Below are 19,085 nucleotides of genomic sequence, written 5' to 3' on the forward strand. Positions count from 1 at the left end.
GGAAGTCGCATGACGACGTTTAAAACGATGGTGAAAGTAGCGTTGGCAGCGATCCTCCTCTTCGGAATCAACGGTTGGATCAATTTATCGCTGATGAAGCCCATCGAGGGCGGCACGGAACCGTTTCAAGTATTTCGCCGACATCTGGACGATGCCGCCTTCGTCCTTCTTTTTGTTTTTGTAGCGGTCGTCTTCTGGGCGATGTTTATCGTTCTCCCCCGGGAGCGGGGGTATCTCGTTCTGGGGACGATCTCTTTATTGACTTCTCTGCAGCTCTTCTGGGACTGGGAAGAGAAATCATTGTTGTTCGGCGCTTTCCCGGACGTTCCTCATGGCTCGCTGGCCATCAAAAGCCTCATTACTTTCCTGATCTTCTCCTACGTCGCTTCCTACTTGCAAACCGCGAACAAACCGATCGCCCGCGCGCTCATCCGGGCAGGCGGACTGCTTTGGGCGGCGATTATGTCGGCCTTGATCCTATCCGCGAGCGATTTTTCATTCCACATCCTAGAGGGATTGTTCCTGATTCATGTTTTCTTCACCATGTCGCTCTTTATTTCTCAAATCATCTCTTTGTTGCGCCGGGAGGAGCATCGGGAAGAATTCCGGCGGATTGCGGCCGGATTCTTCTTGTTCTCGCTCGTCCTTCTGCCCGATCCGGTGAAAGATGTATGGGAAGCCGTAATGGGGCGCAACATCGGGTATCGAATGGCGTACTGGGAGGAATGTCTGGAGGATACGTTCCCTTGGGCGCTGCTCGCGCTTTTGACCGTATTCGGGGTCGTTTTTTTCCATAGGTTTATCCAAACGATGAAAGACATCAAGACCGTCTCCGATGAGCTGCGGTCGAAGAATGCCGCTTTGGCGCAGGAGGTGGACACCCGGCAACGGTTGGACCAACTGTTGTCCGTGCTGCTGCGGACCTATCGGGTCGCCGATTTGGAGCAAAGCGTTGTCCGGGAAGGACAACGCTTTTTCAAGCCGAACGACTTTGCTTTGGTAAAGTACGATACTGCCAGCGGCGCTGTCGGTTTCGAAGGAATCGACGGTCCTTCCTCTCGGGAAAGGGACATCGGCGAAACGCTGCGATCCAGGAGCAATCGGACGATTTCGGGAGAGGCGATCCTGACTCCCCGGGTGGTGCTGGGGGCTGCAGGAGGCACGGACGAGACGAGGCTTTTTCTGGCGGTATATGCTGCGGACGGCGATCCGATCTCGCTGGAGGAACGGGATAAGTTCGCGCTATTGCTCATGTCGAAATACGTATCGATTTTTTACGAATATTTTCAATTGCTGGAGAGCCGATTAAAGGAAATGGAGCAAAAGCAAACGGAGCGTGCCCCATGGCTTTCGAAGCTGTTTATGCAGATCGCGGAGAAAGAGCGGAAAAGGCTGGCCTCCGATCTTCATGATGAAGCGCTGCAAGAATTGCTTCATATCCGTCGATTATTGGATCGTACGCCGGCCGAACGATGGATGCAAGAAGACAAGGAGCAAATCCGTCTCGCGGTGGATAACGCCGAATTTGTGATCCGGGAAACTTGCCATGAATTGATACCGCCGTTCCTGTCCGAACACGGGGTGCTGCAAGCGGTTTCCCATTTGGTGGAGAAGACCCGACTGCGGGCGGATTTCCAACTGGATTTTCGCGCCTTGCCGATAACCGCGCCGCTGAGCGACGAGCAAACGACGGCGATTTATCGGATCGTACAAGAACTGATTAACAATGCAGTGAAGCATTCGGATGCGGGCCGGGTGACCTTGGAGATCGGACAGGAGGAGTGGGTTTTGCATATCCGATATGCGGATGACGGCAAAGGCATGGAGACCGACGTCGCGTTGTCTTCCAGCCGGCTTGGCATAAGAGGCATTTCGGAACGGGTTCTCATGCTCGGAGGGGATATCTCCATGCAGTCGGCGCTCGGTCAAGGGACCAAGGTGCGTTGTTCTTTACCGATCTAGCAGGCAAGGACAAGCACCTGCAGGGATTCCATCCCAGCGTCATGCGTCCAGAACCAACCACTTCGACTCGATCCCCTTCATGACGGCCTCTTGTCGCGAGGATGCCCCCAGTTTTTCGAACAAACGAGAGATCATATATTCGACATTGCGCTGGCTCATAAAAAGCCGATCCGCGATGTCTTTATTTTTATGCCCTTGCGCGATCAGCTTCAAGACTTCAACTTCTTTAACCGTTAAAGTCCGATTCAGGCCGCCGGCATCCGGGATGGGGTCGGTATAGCGGCTTTCTTTGGTTCTCAGCCGCCTGGCGAGATGAACAGGAAGAACGGTTAAGTGCTGCATGGCCAAATGAAGGCTGCCGATAAATTCAGGCTCGCCGAGCGACTTCTCCAAGATGCCGACAACCCCGATGTCGATCAGCCTGTCGTAATGCTCCGATAGGTCCTCGCCAGTCAAGATGACAATGATCGCTTCCGGATGGCGCTCCAGCGTTGCTTCGGTCAATTCGAAGCCGTTCATGCCCGGCAGCTTCAGATCGTACACGTACAGATCGAACATACACGATTCCAGCTTCGCGATTGCTTCCGCGCCGCTTGCTGCAGTCGTCACGCGGAAGCCTTGCTTCTCCAGTATGATGGCGGTGCCGGCCATAAATGTCCGATGATCGTCTACCAATAGGATATGTTTCATATCGAATTCCCCCGAGATCGTGCATGAGAATCATCCTTACTTTACCACATCCGCTATCAAGGGGCACCGAATGAGGGAACAGCCGAGATTATTCTTGCGCGACCGAAAGAAGGTTTGCGCGGTTGCGCCCCATTCTTTCGGTGATCTTATTTAGTTGCCGTGTTACCGTAAAACATGAGATCGATAAAGGGGGGCTAAAATGGAGAAACGGTTACTTTATCTGGATCGGTTAAAAGTATTTCTGACGGTGCTTGTCGTCTTTCATCACACAGCCATTACGTATGGAGGGGCAGGAAGCTGGTATTATTATGAGCATCAGGACAATATTGCAGTCAACGCGCTGCTATCCACATTCACCGCCGTTAACCAATCGTTTTTTATGGGGTTGTTTTTCTTTATATCCGGTTATGTTACGCCCGCTTCTTATGATCGACAAGGCGGTTTCCGATTCCTGAAGTCGCGCCTGATCCGGTTTGGCATCCCGATTCTTTTCTTCATGCTGGTCATTGCCCCTCTTCTTGGGTACGTAGCTTCCGGCTACAAGGATTCGCTGGGCGCGTTTATACGGGAGCAAGCCGTCCGACATCCGTTTCAAGGCGTTCGCGAATTTGCGGTTGGGCCGTTGTGGTATTTGGAGGCGCTGCTGTTGTTCTTCGCGGCGTATGCCGTATTTCGTGCCCTGACCGCGAGCAAACGCCGCGGCAAACCTTTGGCGCTGACGCCGAGCTTGATGGCCCTGTACGTTGGAATCGTCGCATTGGCGAACTTTATGGTACGTTTGGCATCCCCCGTCGGAACGGAATGGATCCATCTGCAATTGGGCTATTTCCCGGCCTATATCGGCTTGTTTATGGCCGGAATTGCGGCCTATCGCGCGAATTGGCTGCGGCAGCTCCATGAGAACGCAGCCCGGAAGTGGAAATGGACGTACTTAGCGCTGATCCTCGTGATGTCCGCGGGGATGGCGCTCGGCGGCGCAATGGAGGGAGATGTTTCGGTATTCATGGGAGGAATGAACTGGCAATCCGCTTTCTACGCGCTGATCGATCCGCTCATGGGATTGGGGATCTCTTACGTATTGCTGGTGTGGTTTCGCGAACGCTGGAACGGCGCGGCAACGAAGCTTAGCGGCTGGCTTTCCGCCAATGCGTTTCTCGTTTATATCCTTCATGCGCTGTTTGTGACCTATGTGGCCTATGCGCTTCGCGATTTGGCTTGGCATCCGATCGCGAAGTTCATCATGTCGGGTTGTACCGCCGTCATTCTCTCCTTTCTTGTGGCATCATTCATCCGGCGGATCAAAGACGCCACTAAGAAAATAAAAAAGTTTACCGGAACCGTCGATTCTATCGATTCCAGTACGTTGTAAGAGCAGAGTCCGAGTTCAATAGTAGACCAATCATTCTCAATTGATGTATTCGAATTGTAAGAATTCTAAAATGAAAGAGGGATTGAAAATGGGAAGAATCACCGCATCGATCTATTTATCTTTGGACGGAATCATGGAGGAGCCGGGGCTTTGGCATATGCCGTATTGGGATGATGAAATGGCCAATTTCCAACGCGAAGTGTTCTATCCGAGCGACGCGCTTCTTCTGGGCCGAGTTACTTACGAAGGTTTTGCCACAGCATGGCCCAAGATGAAGGGGGAGGGCGCCGACGAGATGAATGGAATGCCCAAGTATGTGGCCACCGCCACGCTGGAAGAACCTCAATGGAACGCCAGTTTCATCAAAAGCAATATTGTAGAAGAAGTGACTAGACTTAAGCGGGAAACGGATCATCAATTTCTGATCTATGGTAGCGGTCAATTGATTCGCAGCTTGATGGAGCATAACCTTATCGATGAGTATCACTTTATGGTTCATCCGGTCGTATTGGGTCAGGGCAAACGACTCTTTAAGGAACAAGATAAGAGAGGATTGAAGCTGGCAGGCGTGAAGACAACGACAAAAGGCGTGGCCATTTTATCCTATCAAGCCTCGGAATGAGTCGACAAAGAAGTTCAAGGCGAGTGTCGCAACGCGCCTTGAGCTTGCGGAACCTGAGCGATTAGAGGTTTTCCGTCCAAAACGTGAATGCGATCGCGAGAGATACAAGATCTTCTTGCATCGCTTTCGCGGTGTGGCCTCAAAGTAATTGAACCACTATGCCGCGTATCATCGTTTCTTGGACGGAACAACCTCGTTGTCTGGCCTTACTCGGGACTCACACGGGTAGAGACTCTCGAGGCCATGCCTTGCCTCATGCTCCAAGCGGTGCCATGACCTCGAGCGCGTATATGGACGTGGGGCGCAGCGTATATCCGCGCCTCCATTCGTCCGCCGCCACGGCTCGCGTCGTACAGACGATATGCGCGGGATCGAATACGGAATTGATGTCGTCGAAGCGGTCCGCCGTAATCTCATACAGCCGCGTCTCTTCGGATGTCTCGAAGGCCGGCATGTTCAGAACGACCTTCACCTCCCGCAGGCTGCGGTTCACGATGAAGACGGTGACGACGGTCTGCGCTTCGTTCGCGCACGCGACGACGTCCAAATCCGGCAAGGCGTCCAGCGCGACGGACGTCGGCTTCGCCGCTGGAACGGAGAAAGTGCCGCAGATCGTCTCGACGGGCAGGAGATGCCGGATATCCCGGTTCGCGTACAGCTTCAACACCTCGTAAGTCGGCGTGCCGTAAATCGTCAGCGGCCGACCGCTCCATCCGGCTTCCCTGCCGCGGTATTGATCGGCATAGAAGTCGCCGACCCGGATGCACCCGCCCAGCCAGCCGTTCACGAGATCGGAGAAGCTGCCGATGTGCACGATGTCGCTGCGGCGGAGCATCTCGTTCAGGTTCGCGGCGTTGGCGACCGCGGCGCCCAGCGTATGCTCGTTCGGCAGTCCTTTCCGGATCGTATTCGGATAGTACATGGTGTTGTACTCGGTGATGGCCAGCTTCACATGACGGTGCTTCTCGTCGGCGAGGATGTTCGCTTCCGTTTGGAGGACGATGTCGCGGGTGAACTCGGGGAAGGCGGCGATCGCCTTGTAGCGCTCTTCCGCCGGCGTCTCCCGGGTCATCCCGAACGGTCCGTAGCCATGATACAGATGCAGCGTCAAATAGTCGATGCGCTCGCCCGCCGTCGCGAGCACCGACTTGTTCCATTCCTGGTCGTAATGCCCGCACGCGAGAATGACGAGCGACGGGTCGGCCGCCTTCATCGCGCTCGCGAAGGCGACGCACCGCTCGGCGAACGCGTCCGCGGAGCAGGTCCCGACCTGCCACTGGCCCCACACCTCGTTGCCGATTTCCCAATAGCGAACGTTGTAGGGTTCGGGATGTCCGTTCGCCGCCCGACGGGCGCCCATCGGCGTCTCGACGCTTCCGTTGCAGTACTCGACCCACCGGGCGGCTTCCTCGGGCGTGCCGGAGCCGTCGTTTACGCAGATGAGCGGCTCCACGCCGAGCGTCCTGCAGAACGCGATGAATTCGTCCGTGCCGAAATACCGGCACGTCCACCCTCCCCAAGCTTCGTTGTACATGACGGGGCGCTCCAGAAGAGGACCGACGCCATGCTCCCAGTGATAGGCGCTGATGTAGTTGCCCGCAAGCCTCATCATCCCCGCTTGCAGCGCGCGCGTCATCTCGACGACCTCTCGCTTCACCATCCCGACGCTGTCCGCCGGCAATAGCGACACGTGGTCCAGCCACAGCATCCCGGTGGAGACGTGATCGACCCACCTCGGGTGGTCGGACGGTACATACACCCGGATCTCGGCGTCGGTACACGCGCGGGCGACGCGAAGCTCCGCCTCGTATTCCCGCCAGTTATGGCTGCCGAGCTCGACGCGCACCCAGCCGAGCCGTTCCTCCGTGCGCCGGTCCACCGCTTCGACGTCCAGGTAACGCAGCTCGACCGATGCCCTCGCCACCACCTTGACCGCGTACCCGATCGGGCCGTTCAACGCAGCCCGCTGCGCGATGCCCGCGTACGCCTCGTCGTCGCTATGGAGCCGGATGCGCTGCGCGCGACCCGAATGCCGGGGCGCCGGCGCCTCCAGGGCATATTCGGTAGTCCTCCCGTTCGTATAGGGATACCATTTGCCCGAAACCGCCTTCGCGGTCTCGGGATCGCTCTCGAAATCCATATCCGTCAGCGGGTAGGCGAGCATCGCCGGCATATGGTCTCGGATGTCCTCTACGAAGTGCCCGAACAAGTAAGGGTTGATCCGATGTTCGCTCGCTCGACTGTAGTCGATGTTAATGGTCGCGTTCATTCGCGATTTCGCCTCCTAACCTTTCATCGCACCGATCATGACGCCCTGTCCGGACGGTCAGCGGCGCGGCTTTGAAATACGTTTTGAATGCCCTGGTGAAGGAGTAAAGGCTCGGGTAACCCAGGGACAGGGCGATTTCCGTCACCGTCGCGTCCGTCTCCCGCAGCAGCCGCATCGCCTTCTCCATTCGGATTTGCTGGAGATACTTCATCGGAGACATGCCGACCTGCTCGGTGAACACGTGGGTCAAATAAGAGCGATGCACCCCCGCGAACGCGGCCACCTGCTGCACGGTGATGCCTTCCGTCGCGTGCAGCTCCATAAAATCGAGACACGCGCGAATCCATCCGACCGGCTCCGCCTGCGGGGAGGGCACCGCATCCGAGACGAGTCCGGCCATCAGCTCGCAGACGAGGCCCTGAAGCTCCAGCGAAACGGACGGCTTCCACCGTTCGACGTCGGCCAAAGCTTGAACGACGCGCCGGACCGCTTCCTCCACGCGAGAGGTGATCCTTCGCTGAAGATAAGGCCGTTCCGCCGTAAGTCCCGCCATCGCAAGCAGCGGCTTCACCCTTTCGCCGTCGAGCGCCAGCCAGCTCAGTTGCAGCGGCGGCTCCGACTCCAGCAAGGAATAGTAGTAGGTCCGTCCGGGAAACAGGCAGAACAAGTCTCCCTTCTGCAGGTCGACGCGTTTGCCCTCATACGCCAACCGGACCCGCCCCTCCGCGACGAAGTGCAGGCTGTAGCATTCGATTCGTTTCGGTCCGACCTTGTAATTGGGCTTGGCCATGCTGCGCCCTGCCCGCACCGGCCACATTCGCGCTTCTTTGTCCATCGCTCCCGGCGTATAGTAGATGAACTCCGCATATTCGTACTCGTATTCCTGCAGCAATGCCGCCCTCCCCTCACCATCCGTCGCATCCCGGCGAAAATCCAACAAAATGACAATTCCAACGTCACAACTTGCTATTTTGATATTGGCGCTATTTCAATATTATCATAATGGGAGGAGATGTCTTTTGTCGAGTAGACCTAACATTCTGTTAATCACAAGCGATCAGCAGCATTGGAATACGATCGGCGCGTTCCAATCCGAAATCTCGACGCCGAACCTGGATCGCCTGGTCCGGCAAGGAACGACGTTTAACCGGGCCTATTGCCCGAATCCGACCTGCACGCCCAGCAGAGCCTCCATCCTTACGGGCACGTATCCGAGCCAGCATGGCGCCTGGACGCTGGGCACGAAGCTGCTGGAGGACCGCCCAACCGTGGGGCAAAGCTTGCAGGAAGCCGGATACCGAACCTCCCTGATCGGCAAAGCGCATTTTCAGCCTTTGACCTCCACGGAGGCGTACGAATCGCTGGAGGCGTACCCCGTCCTTCAGGACTTCGACTTTTGGAGACGGTTCAACGGTCCGTATTACGGCTTCGAACACGTCGAGCTCGCCCGCAATCATACGAACGAAGCCCATGTCGGCCAGCATTACGCCTTGTGGCTGGAGGAGCAGGGCTGCGCCGATTGGCGCCGGTATTTCCTGCCGCCGACGGGCACGATGGATCCTTCGCTCACGTACAAGTGGCCGATCCCGGAGAAGTACCACTACAACGCCTGGATTGCGGAACGCACGAACGCCCGCTTGGAAGCGTACAAGGACGAAGGCGCCCCCTTCTTCCTGTGGGCCAGCTTCTTCGACCCCCACCCGGAATATTTGGCGCCCGAGCCTTGGGACGAAATGTACGATCCCGATGCCTTGACGATCCCAGCCCTCTTGCCCGGCGAGCACGACGCGAATCCGCCCCACTTCGGACTGACGCAGGAGGAAGACCCGGATTTTTCCCATCTGGCCGAGACCGGGTACGGCATCCACGGTTACCGTTCGCATCATTATTACGAGTACGGCTCGAAGTTCCGGTTGACGGCGTACGACAAAAAGAAGCTGGTCGCCGTGTATTACGGCATGATCAGCCTGATGGACAAATACATCGGCAAAATCCTCGATAAACTGGACGAACTGGGATTGGCGGAGGACACCCTCGTCGTCTTTACGACGGATCACGGGCACTTCTTCGGCCAGCACGGGCTGCAGGCCAAGGGAGGATTTCATTACGAGGATCTGATCAAGCTGCCGTTCATCGTCCGCTATCCGGGGCGCGTTCCCGCGGACAGGCGCTCGGACGGCATCCAGTCTCTCGTCGATCTGGCGCCGACCTTTCTCTCCTTCTGTGGCATTCCGATTCCGATCGCCATGACGGGAATCGATCAGAAGGAAGTGTGGCTCGGAACCAAGCAAGCGGCAAGGTCGCACGCGATCTGCGAATTCCGGCACGAGCCTACGACGATTCACCAGAAGACGTATGTGGACGAACGGTACAAGATCACCGTTTATTACAATCAAACCTACGGCGAGCTCTTCGATCTGCAGGAAGACCCCGGAGAGTTCCGCAACCTGTGGAGCGAACCGGCATACGAGCGTTTAAAGGCGGAGCTGCTGCTCAGATACATCTGGGCCGAACTGGGCAAGGAACCGCTGCCGATGCCCCGAATCCATCACGCTTAACTGTTTCTAGGTAAAGGGAAGGCCCATGCGGGGAGGCATGGGCCTCTTGCTGATTGGCCCCAGAAATCCATTTCGAGTTCATCGGTCCCGCCGGCGAGCGTGCTTAACCCCAATCACATAATTTTTCCTGCTTTGGACATGCTAACCGCCGAGATGAAACGGAGGCGAAATGCAGCATGAAGAAGCGGTTGCACGCGGACGAGGTGAACCTTTCATCGAAGACGAGCGCGCCGCTCTCTCTGGACGAGCTCCGCAACCGGTTTGAACGATGCGAGGATATCGTCTTCCATCCGGTCGAAATGTCGGACGTGCGCGGATGTCTCGTTTATTTCATCGATCTGGTCTCGGCCAAAGCGTTAAAGGATATTCAGAGCGTGTTGATTACCATGAACTCGGAGTCGGATTCCGCGTCCCGATCTCCGGCGCAGCTGCTTCACGCGCTGCAAACCCGCTTTTTGTTAGGCAGAGCAGTGCCCAATTCGCCTGCGATTATTAACGAGATTTTGTCGGGTTTGGTTTCCGCAAGCGAAGGTATGGGTGCACGAGTTTCGTCCCTTGTGATGGGATATATACAAGAAAGGACCAGTCATTCCTGTAAAATGAGCCTCCAACTTACCGGCAATTTTCATCCCATCCGCAACTGCCCCCCTCCCTTTTAGACAGGTCGGATGCTTCCAATTCCTTTAGAATCGCTTTTTCGATCGTCTCTTTGCGGTTGAATCCTTGGAGCACCTGGCTGCCGATGATGTAAGTGGGTACGGCCCGAACTCCGCTTTCAACATAAGCATGATGCAACGCTTTCCGATGGGCCTCTTGGTAGCGCCTGGTCTCCAAAGCTTCCTTGAACTCCTTTTCGTCCAGACCAAGTTCAGCGGCCAATGCGGTCAATACTAATCAAAAAAAACAGTCACCCGTCATCTCCGCCTTCCGCCTTCCGCCTGTCGGTCTTCTATATAATCTATTGGCGTGATACCGGGACATCATGTCCCGGCATCACTCATAAATTGGGATTTTACGTCAGGGATGAAAAGGACGCCGGTCACATCACAGCAGAATTCCCTATTTGTATACTTGTTGTCATAGTGCATCATGCGCTAAATCGTGTGGAAATAAGAAGGAGGAAAAAGAATGCCTACTGCAAGTTTAAATCGATGGAGCGGCATATTTTTAGGGTTAGGGTCCGTGCTTCTTGTCGTTACAGGGATCATACCGTTTTTCATCAGCTTGAAGATCAATATTTCAGAAGTTACCATGCAGCATATCAATTTGCAAAGCGCAGCGTTTGTCATGTATTACGTGCTATGCTTTGTTGCCTTCTCATTCATTTTGATCGGACTTCCTGCTTTTTATTTACGTCAGTCCGCCCAAGTCGGGAAGATGGGGCTGATCGGCTTAATGCTCTATGTATTTGGCGTCTTGTTGAACATAGCGGTTACCGCATCCTTTACTTCGGTTCTTCCTATGGTGGACGAAGAGGTGCCGCACCTGATCGATCAAATTATCGATTCCAACTTTTTCATCTACCCTTTCGGCAGCTTCTTCCTCTGCATCATCGGCGCCATCCTGTTTGGCATCGCCGTTATTCGGGCTACGATATTCCCTGCTTATGTCGGTGTGCTGTTTGCGATTGCGCCTATTTTTCATACGGCTGAAATGTTCGTTACCAATGATACCGCCTTTGCCGTTCTTGACCTACTCGCCGCCGTTTCTTTAGGCGTTGCGCTCACTACGGTTGGCTCGAACCTGATATCAGATCGACATAGGATCCATACAGGTGCGTCCATAGACAATTAAAAGTTTGGGTCGCCGATCGGGTGGGTTATGGTAAAATAACGGCAAAACCGCTCTCATAGGAGGCGTACAATGGGGATTGAATCCGCACAAGGAATCAAGAGAACAACTTCAATCGCCTTGCGTCTCCTATGGCTGCTTGCGTTTCTCTTTAACATCTATATTCTGATATTCAACTATCCGAAGTTTGCCGCCTCGCTTTTTACTGCTTGTTCGGACGCAACCGGAATAAGCTGCAACAGGTTTCAAATCTTAGATTCGCAATTGGCCGCACTCGCGAAATACGGAATCACACTCCGAGAGTATGCGATTTATGCGCTTGTCTGCGATATCGTCGCTACGCTTTGTCTGATTGGAACGGGATTGCTGATCTTCTGGCGAAAATCGGCGGAACGCATGAGCCTGTTCGTTTCGCTCCTCTTGATCACATTCGGCTCATTTGGGATGAACGAAATCCATATCGTGCGGGATCCGCCTTTTATCATGATGCTGATTAGCATGTTGTTTATTCTTCTAAAATGGCCTGCGCTCGGTATGTTTTTCTGCACGTTCCCGGATGGGCGCTTCGTTCCGCGCTGGTCTTGGATGCTCCTGTTTCTTTTTGTGATGCAATTGGGCCTCTTCATCCTGCTGCCGTATCCATATAACATCGAAAATTGGCCTCCGATGCTAAGCAGCTTGGAGTTGTTCTTGGTTTACGGAAGCGTGGCCTCCACGCAAGTTTATCGTTTTTTTGCCGACGCTTCGCCCCAGCAGAAACAGCAGATAAAATGGCTGGCATTCGGATTCGGAATATCCGTATTGCTCATGGTGATCATGAACCTCCTACCCGCCATCTTTACCGATCTCCATGAACCGGATTCGCTCTATCAGCTGGAAGGCCCGCTTACGACGATGCTTGCTTATCTTCCTATACCGATAGGTATCGGCATTGCCTTGCAGCGTTATCGGCTATGGGATATCGATGCCGTCATCAATCGGACATTGGTCTATGTCGTCTTTTCGGCTTGCATCCTCTGTTTGTATATTCTCGTTGTTTTTGGCGCCAGTTCCCTGCTGCAAGTGCATAACAATCTGATTTTCTCTGCGATGGCTACTGCCTTGATCGCAGTGATCATGCAACCGATGCGTCTGCGATTGCAACATGCGGTTAACCGGTTGATGTTCGGCGACCGTGTCGATCCGTATCGCGCACTCTCCAACCTTGGGAAAAAGCTTGAAGAGTCGCTCCCCGCCGATGCTCTCCTTCCCAAAATCGTCGAAAGTGTCGCACATGCGCTCCGACTTCCGTATGTGGCCATCGTTTGGCATGGAACGCGGAAAGCTGTGGATGCGGATCCGATCCGGAGGACCGTTGCCTATGGCGTCTCCAAGGACAGCGAAACGCACCATCGCATTCCCATGGTTCACCAGGGGGAACAGGTTGGGGAGCTTATTCTTTCCCCGCGCCAGCGCGGAGAAGAACTGACATCGGCAGATCTTCGTTTGGTGCGCGATTTGGTTCCGCAGATCGGCATCGCCGTCCATTCTGCCCGGTTAACCGACGACCTGCGACGTTTGACGGACGATCTGCTGCGTTCGCGCGAGCGGCTCGTAACTGCGCGCGAGGAGGAGCGGCGACGTCTTCGCCGAGACTTGCACGACGGTTTGGGTCCCATGCTTTCCAGCCAAACGTTTACGTTGTCGGCGGTCAAGAAGCAGTTGCGGGAGAGACCGGATGTCGCAGAGAATCTATTAGCCGATGCGATCGTTCATACCCAAGAAGCGATATCCGATATTCGCCGGTTGGTTTATGCGCTCCGTCCGCCTGCGCTTGACGATTTGGGACTATTTGCTGCGTTGCGGGAGCAGATCGCACAGTACCAAACAAGCGGTATCGACATGGAACTTGACGTGCCGGAATCACTCCCGCCGCTGCCTGCGGCGATTGAAATGGCTTGTTACCGGATTGTTCAGGAGGCATTGACCAATATCGTCCGTCATGCGCATGCCACAGCGGCTTCAGTTAGATTACGGATACAAGACGCTCTGATCATTGAAGTAACGGACAATGGACAAGGATTGCCGCCGGCAACGCGCGCGGGTGTCGGCTTCCGTTCGATGCATGAACGGGCAGAAGAATTGGGCGGTATATGCACCATCGGTAATTTGCCGCATGCAGGAACGAGAGTGTACGCGAAACTTCCTTTTTTATACGCAAAGAGTGAAGATCGCGAGCCGGTTACGAGAGGAGAGATCGTGTAATGAATCGCATACGCGTCCTAATCGCTGACGATCATCCGGTGTTTCGATATGGTTTGCGCGCTCTGTTGCAGGCGGAAGCGTCAACGGTGGAAGTGGTCGGGGAAGCCACCACGGGAGAGGATGCCATCTCCATGGCGGCAACCTGCATGCCGGACGTTATTTTAATGGACTTGAATATGCCTGGCCTGAATGGCATTGAGGCGACGAACCGCATATTAGCTTCAACGCCAAAAATGAGTATATTGGTGCTTACCATGTTCGAAGACGATGAGTCGGTCTTTGCAGCCATGCGCGCGGGGGCACGCGGCTATCTGCTCAAAGGCGCGGAAGGAGACGAGGCCATTCGCGCCATTGTGTCGGCCAGCAAGGGGGAAGCCATATTCAGCCCTGCCATTGCGAACCGCCTGTTCGACTACTTCGAGCGGCCGCGACGACGCCTGTCTGATAACCCTGCCCCTCCATTTCCCGAGTTGACGGATCGAGAGCGCGAAATTCTAACGCTAATTGCACAGGGGTACACGAATCCGGCAATTGCCGAGCGCCTCGTGCTTAGTCCCAAGACCGTGAGAAATCACGTTTCTACCATATTCAGCAAGCTGCAAGTAGCCGGGCGGTCGCAAGCGATCGTGCTGGCAAGAGAGGGCGGTTTGACAAAAGATTGCTGATCATTTTAATGGATGCCTATGATCCGGCATAAAATCGGTGAGTCGTCAAATATAGTCTACTCCACAAAATTCCGGGCATGCAAAAAGGCTCATAAGTGGCGTTTCCGCCATTTATGAGCCTGATTTGTATGTATGGTGCGGTCGAGAGGACTCGAACCTCCACGGGGGGTTAGCCCACTGGAACCTGAATCCAGCGCGTCTGCCAATTCCGCCACGACCGCGTGCGTGATATCAAGGAAGGAATCGCGGCTTGGCCTTTCGGCGTCGTCCGAGCATTTCCGTCGCAATCACGAGATTTATCATAGCACGCGGCCATGCCCCAAGTCAAGCCGCCTGACGAATTTCCAATTTTCAGTTAATCGGCCTGTGCCCCTTCGTCCGCGATCACGTCCGGTCGGGGCTCGGTAACGGGCTGGATCCGGTAGCTGCGGTCCAGCTTGACGATGCGGCGGTTCGGTCGGCGGATTAGGACGGACGTCTCGTCCCATGCCACCACGATGCCCGTCACGTCGTTGATCTCGAGCGCGTCACGGACGACGCGCACCTTCGTCCCTTCTACCCGGAACCGGTCCAATTGTTCTTCGGAAATCATGCTGCCGTCTCCCCTTTCGGAAACTCGATGGCTCGTCCCGCTTCGGGACGGCCAAGTAAAACCGGCTTCGCCGTCTTCCCGGACGGCGGCACGTTTTTATCGGAGGTCATACAGAAATGGATAGAGGTAAGATTTATACATTCTGTATGGCGAAGCAAAACCCGCGCAAGACGGCGTCTTGGCGGGTCTCGAGTCGGCTAAGCTCGGCGTGCCGGTCAGCCGACGTGCTCTTTCGATTCGTTCGTCTCGTACCAGTAGTCGAGCACCTTGCTGGACATGACGCGGTTGCGGATGTATTCGGCTTGGCGATCGGTAAAGTGCTCCGTCCACGGCATCTCCAGTTCTACGGCCAGCTTGACGATGGTCAGCAGCTCGGACCAAGCTACGTACCGTTTATACCAGAAAAATTGCGGATGCTCGATCATATAGGGGTAAAGATCGTCAAACTCCGTATGCTTGCAGTCAAGTGCGCGCTCGAAATGGATTTTGGCTTGCTCCAGCTTATCGGCAAAAAACGCATGCGACGGTTCAACGTTTCCCATTGCTTGCTCGCCTCCTTCCGCAACTTACTCCTATTATAAAACATCTTGCAGGCTGTAGAAAAGAGCGGCGGCGTCCCGTTTTCGAGGAATCATTTTCCCTGGCGTTCGGTCAATCCTCGAATACGATCTCGTTGCCTTCGAGCGAGGCGATCTTGACGAGCGACTCCACCTGGAATCCGAGCTCGCGCAGCGCCTTGCCGCCCGCCTGGAACGACTTCTCGAGCACGATGCCGATCCCGGCGACGCGCGCGCCCGATTGCTCGATGATCTTGAGCAGCCCGCGTGCCGCGTCTCCGTTCGCGATGATATCGTCGATAAACAGGACGGAGTCCTCCGGCCCGAGCAGGTGGCGGGCGACGAGCAGGTCGGTGACGATGCCCTTGGTGAACGACGGCACCCGCTCGCAGTAAGCGTCCGGCTCGTTCAGCAGCGTTTTCTTGCGGCGGGCGAACACGAGCGGGACGCCAAGCGTCAACGCCGTGGCGAAGGCGACGGGAATGCCCGACGCCTCGATCGTGATGACCTTCGTGATCGGATGCTCTGCATAGCGGCGGGCGAACTCCTTGCCGAGCTCCATCGTCAGCTGCGGGTCGACGCCGTGGTTCAGCAGCGAATCGAGCTTCAGGACGCCCGCGCTCACGACGGTCGCCTCTTCGCGAATCCTTTGTTTGAGAATGTCCATGGCGTTCTCTCCGTCCGTTCTTTTCCGTTTAAATTACCATATCCGACTGTTTCGTGCAATATGACGCAGCCCGGGTCGATCGACCTAGTTCCGCAGCTTCATTTTCGCGGAAACCGCGCGCCGAAGGAACGGTTTTCGCGGCGAACGGTTTTTGCGCCGAAACTTTTGGGTATATATAGTTGTCCAATAAATAGAAGGCGATTCATGGCTTCATCCGCCCGGTGTAACGCGGTGCCGGAAGGATGGGCATTCGCCGCAATCGGCAACAGGGGAAGCCGGAGAGAGGGGGAATGACGATGCCGCGAGTTCACGCGTTGCGATGGCTGGCTGTCTGCTGGCTCGCGCTGCAGCTCAGCGCTTGCGGTTCGGGCTCGCACGGCGTCGCTCCGACCTCGACCGGGCCCGATTCGACCGCAGGCGCTAACGTCTCGGGCGAAGCCACCCCATCCGCCTCTCCTGCAGCGACGCCTGCGGACAAGGAAGGGAAGGAACGGAAACCCGGCGCCCCCTCCGCATCGGCCCCGGAAACCGATGTCGGCACCTCTGCGTCGCCCGAGCGGTCTCGGCCGCCGATCGCCGTCGCGAGCAGCTTCGACGCGGAACGGCCGGCCCTCGGCAGCATCGCCCTCGGGGCGGACGAAACCGCCGTTGCGGGGGCATACGGATCGCCCGCGTCGCACTACGCGCTGCCGGACGGCCCACAGCGCATCGAGATGCGCGAGTACGAAGGGCTGACGGTCGGATTCGATCCGAACGGCAAAGTCGTCTACGTCGAAATCACGTCGGAGCGGACGGAAACCGGCATACGCGGCTTATCCGTCGGTACGGGCGCGAAGGATGCCGCCAAGGCGCTCGGCCTTTCCAGCCCGACGGACACGAACGTCATCGCCGCCCGAGTGAACGGCGGCTTGCTCAAGCTGGATCTGGATCCCGGCAGCCGGGACGTCCTGTCGATCAAGCTGATCGGCGACGCGGATCCCGCCTCTTGACGAAGCGATTCCCAAATACGTAATCAAGGCGATCTCCCGGTCTAACGGACCGGCGGGATCGCCTTTTCGTTTCTTCTGCCGCGGCCAAGCTTGTCATGCCGGTTCCCCGAGGCGAATAGAATAGGTAGAAGGATCTGGGACAAGTGCCGGGGAGGTTCCGCAGATGATCAGACAATGGGGCTTAAGCTTGCAAGTCGCCTTCACCTTTATCGGAACCGTGGTCGGAGCAGGCTTCGCGACCGGGCGGGAAGTGTTGCAATTTTTCACCCGATTCGGCCATTGGGGCGCCCTCCTGATCGCGACGTCCACCCTGCTGTTCGTCTGGCTCGGCGCCAAGATGATGCTGATCTCCGCCCGGATGCAGGCGAGATCGTACGAAGATATGAACAAGCACCTGTTCGGCGATCGGCTCGGCGTATGGATCAGCCATCTCATGCTGATCGTCCTGCTCGGGGTGAACGCCGTCATGCTGGCCGGGGCGGGCAGCCTGTTTTCCGAGCATTTGAATCTCGGGTATCAGAGCGGCCTCCTGATCACGATGTTCGCCTGCTTTTTGCTGCTCCGCAAAGGGATGAATGCCATCCTGACGATCAACTCCCTCGTCGTCCCGCTCATGCTGCTGTTCACGGCCGTGCTCGTCGTCGACACGCTGCAGAGCCCCGGCGCGGGCCGCTGGCTCGTCCTCGAGACGGACGTCTCTCCTTGGGCCGCCTGGATGTCGCCGATTCTGTACGCGGCGTTTAACCTGTCGATGGCCCAGGCCGTGCTCGTGCCGCTCGGCGCCAAAATCGCCGATCCGGTCGTGCTGCGCCGCGGCGCCTGGATGGGCGGGCTCGGAATCGGCGGGATGCTGTTCGCGGGCCATCTCGCCTTGTCCGCCCACATGCCGGGCGTGCAGCAGTTCGATATTCCGATGGGCGATCTCGCGCGGGACCTGGGCCCGTGGATCCACTGGATCTTCGTGTTCCTCATCTTCATGGAAATTTTCACGACGCTCGTCTCGGACATTTACGGGTTGACGCTGCAGTTGCGGGAGCGCATCAAAGTGCCGACGAGCCTGCTCACCGCCGTCGTGCTGCTCTTTTGCTTTGCGGCGGGGCAATTCGGCTTCGGACCGCTCCTCTCGTTCCTGTATCCGCTGTTCGGCATGCTGAGCTTGGGATGGCTTCTGCTGATGGGCCGCGACCCCGGACTGCCCCGGCAGGACCGGCCTCAGCCGCCGCCGGGCGATTCGCGGGCGGCTTAGCGGGCGGCGGCGTCCTCGCGGCCCGGGAGGGTGACGAAACCTGCTTCGGGCAGACCTTGCCGGAAGGCGTGCGCCACATGCGCGTGGCACGTGAACAGCAGCGTCTGCCGCTCTCGCGCGATCCGTCCGACCACCTGCACCGCACGTGCCAGTCGGTCCGCATCGAAGTGGACGAACAGGTCGTCGAGCAGCAGCGGCAGCGCCTGGGAAGGCGATGCTGCCGCCGCCAGCGCGAGGCGAAGCGACAAATACATCTGCTCCTGGGTGCCCCGGCTCAGGAAGGAGCTGTCGACAAGCCGCCGGTCAGGCGTCTCCGCGAGCAGCGTCGCCTCGTCTCCCGGCGCCACGATCCGGACATAGGCGCCGCCCGTCATCTCCGCGAAGTGGTGCGATGCAGCCCGAAGCACCTCCGGTTGGCGCTCCTCTTCGAACGACCGCTTCGTGCGGCGGATCAGCTCGGCCGTCAGTGCCAGCATCGCATAGCGATCCAGATGCCGGTCCAACTCGCTCCGGCATTCCTCCAACGCCTGCGTCCGTTCCTCCAGTTCCGCCTCCCGGCGCAGCCGCTCCAGCTCCTGTGCGAGCCTGCCTCGCCGATCCAGCGCCTCCGAACGTTCCGCCTCCCGATCGGCCAAGTCCGTCCGCGCTCGCTCGGCCATCAGCCCGAGCGCCGCTTCGTCATGTCCGCCGAGCAGCGCCGCAAGCTCGGCGAGCCCCGCGGCGTCGCGGCCCGCCTCGAGCCGCAGCTCCGCTTCGCGCCGGGCGAGCCGCAGCGCGCGGCGGCGCTCGTCCACGCGCAGGCGCAGCTCGTACGCGTCCGCGCCGGGCGCGCCCGCGCCCGCGAGCGCCCCGCGGCCGCCCGCT

Annotated in this window: 18 protein-coding genes and 1 tRNA gene; 10 read left to right on the top strand and 9 right to left on the bottom strand. The window is 57.0% G+C overall.

All coding sequences use genetic code 11. The features are described from left to right. The first annotated feature begins 9 nt into the window (after nt 1–9). On the top strand, nt 10–1,962 hold the full coding sequence (locus tag LKX83_RS03540) for a sensor histidine kinase (protein WP_227880785.1): 1,953 nt from the start codon (nt 10–12) through the stop codon (nt 1,960–1,962). Nucleotides 1,963–2,001: 39 nt separating this feature from the next. Here the strand turns inward: LKX83_RS03540 and LKX83_RS03545 are convergent, their stop codons facing one another. Beyond that, nucleotides 2,002–2,652 (bottom strand): response regulator transcription factor, encoded by a 651-nt coding sequence (locus tag LKX83_RS03545; RefSeq protein WP_227880786.1) that lies wholly within the window; start codon nt 2,650–2,652, stop codon nt 2,002–2,004. Nucleotides 2,653–2,851: 199 nt separating this feature from the next. On the opposite strand from LKX83_RS03545, the gene LKX83_RS03550 reads away from it, so the two are divergent. Further along, nucleotides 2,852–4,021: an acyltransferase family protein gene (locus tag LKX83_RS03550; RefSeq protein ID WP_227880787.1), complete on the top strand. Its 1,170-nt coding sequence runs from the start codon at nt 2,852–2,854 to the stop codon at nt 4,019–4,021. An 88-nt stretch (nt 4,022–4,109) separates the two neighbouring features. Then, nucleotides 4,110–4,643 carry a dihydrofolate reductase family protein gene (locus LKX83_RS03555; protein WP_227880788.1) on the top strand — a complete coding sequence of 178 codons (534 nt, stop codon included), beginning with the start codon at nt 4,110–4,112 and terminating at the stop codon, nt 4,641–4,643. A 253-nt stretch (nt 4,644–4,896) separates the two neighbouring features. Here the strand turns inward: LKX83_RS03555 and LKX83_RS03560 are convergent, their stop codons facing one another. Continuing rightward, nucleotides 4,897–6,912 carry an alpha-L-arabinofuranosidase C-terminal domain-containing protein gene (locus LKX83_RS03560; RefSeq protein ID WP_227880789.1) on the bottom strand — a complete coding sequence of 672 codons (2,016 nt, stop codon included), beginning with the start codon at nt 6,910–6,912 and terminating at the stop codon, nt 4,897–4,899. Continuing rightward, nucleotides 6,896–7,804: an AraC family transcriptional regulator gene (locus tag LKX83_RS03565; RefSeq protein WP_370639013.1), complete on the bottom strand. Its 909-nt coding sequence runs from the start codon at nt 7,802–7,804 to the stop codon at nt 6,896–6,898. Before LKX83_RS03565 ends, LKX83_RS03560 begins: the two co-directional genes overlap by 17 nt. A 127-nt stretch (nt 7,805–7,931) precedes the next feature. Between LKX83_RS03565 and LKX83_RS03570 the strand changes: the two genes are divergently transcribed. Continuing rightward, complete coding sequence (locus LKX83_RS03570) at nt 7,932–9,470, top strand: sulfatase family protein (protein ID WP_227880790.1); 1,539 nt, start codon at nt 7,932–7,934, stop codon at nt 9,468–9,470. A gap of 176 nt (nt 9,471–9,646) precedes the next feature. After that, entirely contained in the window at nt 9,647–10,129 is a 483-nt protein-coding gene (locus LKX83_RS03575) for a hypothetical protein (RefSeq protein ID WP_227880791.1), read from the top strand. Here LKX83_RS03575 and LKX83_RS03580 read toward each other — a convergent pair. After that, a complete protein-coding gene (locus LKX83_RS03580) occupies nt 10,083–10,358 on the bottom strand; it encodes a DsbA family oxidoreductase (protein WP_227880792.1) in 276 nt (91 codons plus the stop codon). The genes LKX83_RS03575 and LKX83_RS03580 overlap by 47 nt on opposite strands. A 240-nt stretch (nt 10,359–10,598) precedes the next feature. Here LKX83_RS03580 and LKX83_RS03585 point away from each other — a divergent pair, with 240 nt between their 5' ends. The 3 genes from LKX83_RS03585 to LKX83_RS03595 all read left to right on the top strand — a co-directional run bounded on the left by LKX83_RS03585 (nt 10,599) and on the right by LKX83_RS03595 (nt 14,170). Beyond that, on the top strand, nt 10,599–11,264 hold the full coding sequence (locus LKX83_RS03585) for a hypothetical protein (RefSeq protein WP_227880793.1): 666 nt from the start codon (nt 10,599–10,601) through the stop codon (nt 11,262–11,264). 69 nt (nt 11,265–11,333) lie between these two features. Next, entirely contained in the window at nt 11,334–13,505 is a 2,172-nt protein-coding gene (locus LKX83_RS03590) for a sensor histidine kinase (protein WP_227880794.1), read from the top strand. Then, nucleotides 13,505–14,170 (top strand): response regulator, encoded by a 666-nt coding sequence (locus tag LKX83_RS03595; RefSeq protein WP_227880795.1) that lies wholly within the window; start codon nt 13,505–13,507, stop codon nt 14,168–14,170. Before LKX83_RS03590 ends, LKX83_RS03595 begins: the two co-directional genes overlap by 1 nt. 133 nt (nt 14,171–14,303) lie before the next feature. Here LKX83_RS03595 and LKX83_RS03600 read toward each other — a convergent pair. From LKX83_RS03600 to LKX83_RS03615, 4 genes are all read right to left on the bottom strand, one after another. Next, nucleotides 14,304–14,391: transfer RNA gene (locus tag LKX83_RS03600), tRNA-Leu, on the bottom strand. A gap of 134 nt (nt 14,392–14,525) precedes the next feature. Beyond that, on the bottom strand, nt 14,526–14,762 hold the full coding sequence (locus LKX83_RS03605; RefSeq protein ID WP_227880796.1) for a hypothetical protein: 237 nt from the start codon (nt 14,760–14,762) through the stop codon (nt 14,526–14,528). Between the two features lie 215 nt (nt 14,763–14,977). After that, nucleotides 14,978–15,304, bottom strand: coding sequence for a hypothetical protein (locus LKX83_RS03610; RefSeq protein ID WP_227880797.1), 327 nt, complete (start codon nt 15,302–15,304; stop codon nt 14,978–14,980). 109 nt (nt 15,305–15,413) lie between these two features. Continuing rightward, entirely contained in the window at nt 15,414–15,986 is a 573-nt protein-coding gene (locus tag LKX83_RS03615) for a xanthine phosphoribosyltransferase (protein ID WP_227880798.1), read from the bottom strand. 296 nt (nt 15,987–16,282) lie between these two features. Between LKX83_RS03615 and LKX83_RS03620 the strand changes: the two genes are divergently transcribed. Together LKX83_RS03620 and LKX83_RS03625 are read left to right on the top strand one after the other, a co-directional pair. Continuing rightward, entirely contained in the window at nt 16,283–16,975 is a 693-nt protein-coding gene (locus LKX83_RS03620) for a hypothetical protein (RefSeq protein ID WP_227880799.1), read from the top strand. A gap of 163 nt (nt 16,976–17,138) precedes the next feature. Continuing rightward, nucleotides 17,139–18,221, top strand: a complete 1,083-nt coding sequence (locus tag LKX83_RS03625) for a YkvI family membrane protein (protein ID WP_227880800.1) — start codon at nt 17,139–17,141, stop codon at nt 18,219–18,221. Here LKX83_RS03625 and LKX83_RS03630 read toward each other — a convergent pair. Further along, nucleotides 18,218–19,085 (bottom strand): ATP-binding protein (locus tag LKX83_RS03630; RefSeq protein WP_370639014.1); only part of this gene is annotated, 868 nt, incomplete at its 5' end. The two genes, LKX83_RS03625 and LKX83_RS03630, sit on opposite strands and share 4 nt — an antisense overlap.

It is taken from the genome of Cohnella baijiui (assembly GCF_020731285.1).
Lineage (GTDB): Bacteria > Bacillota > Bacilli > Paenibacillales > Paenibacillaceae > Cohnella.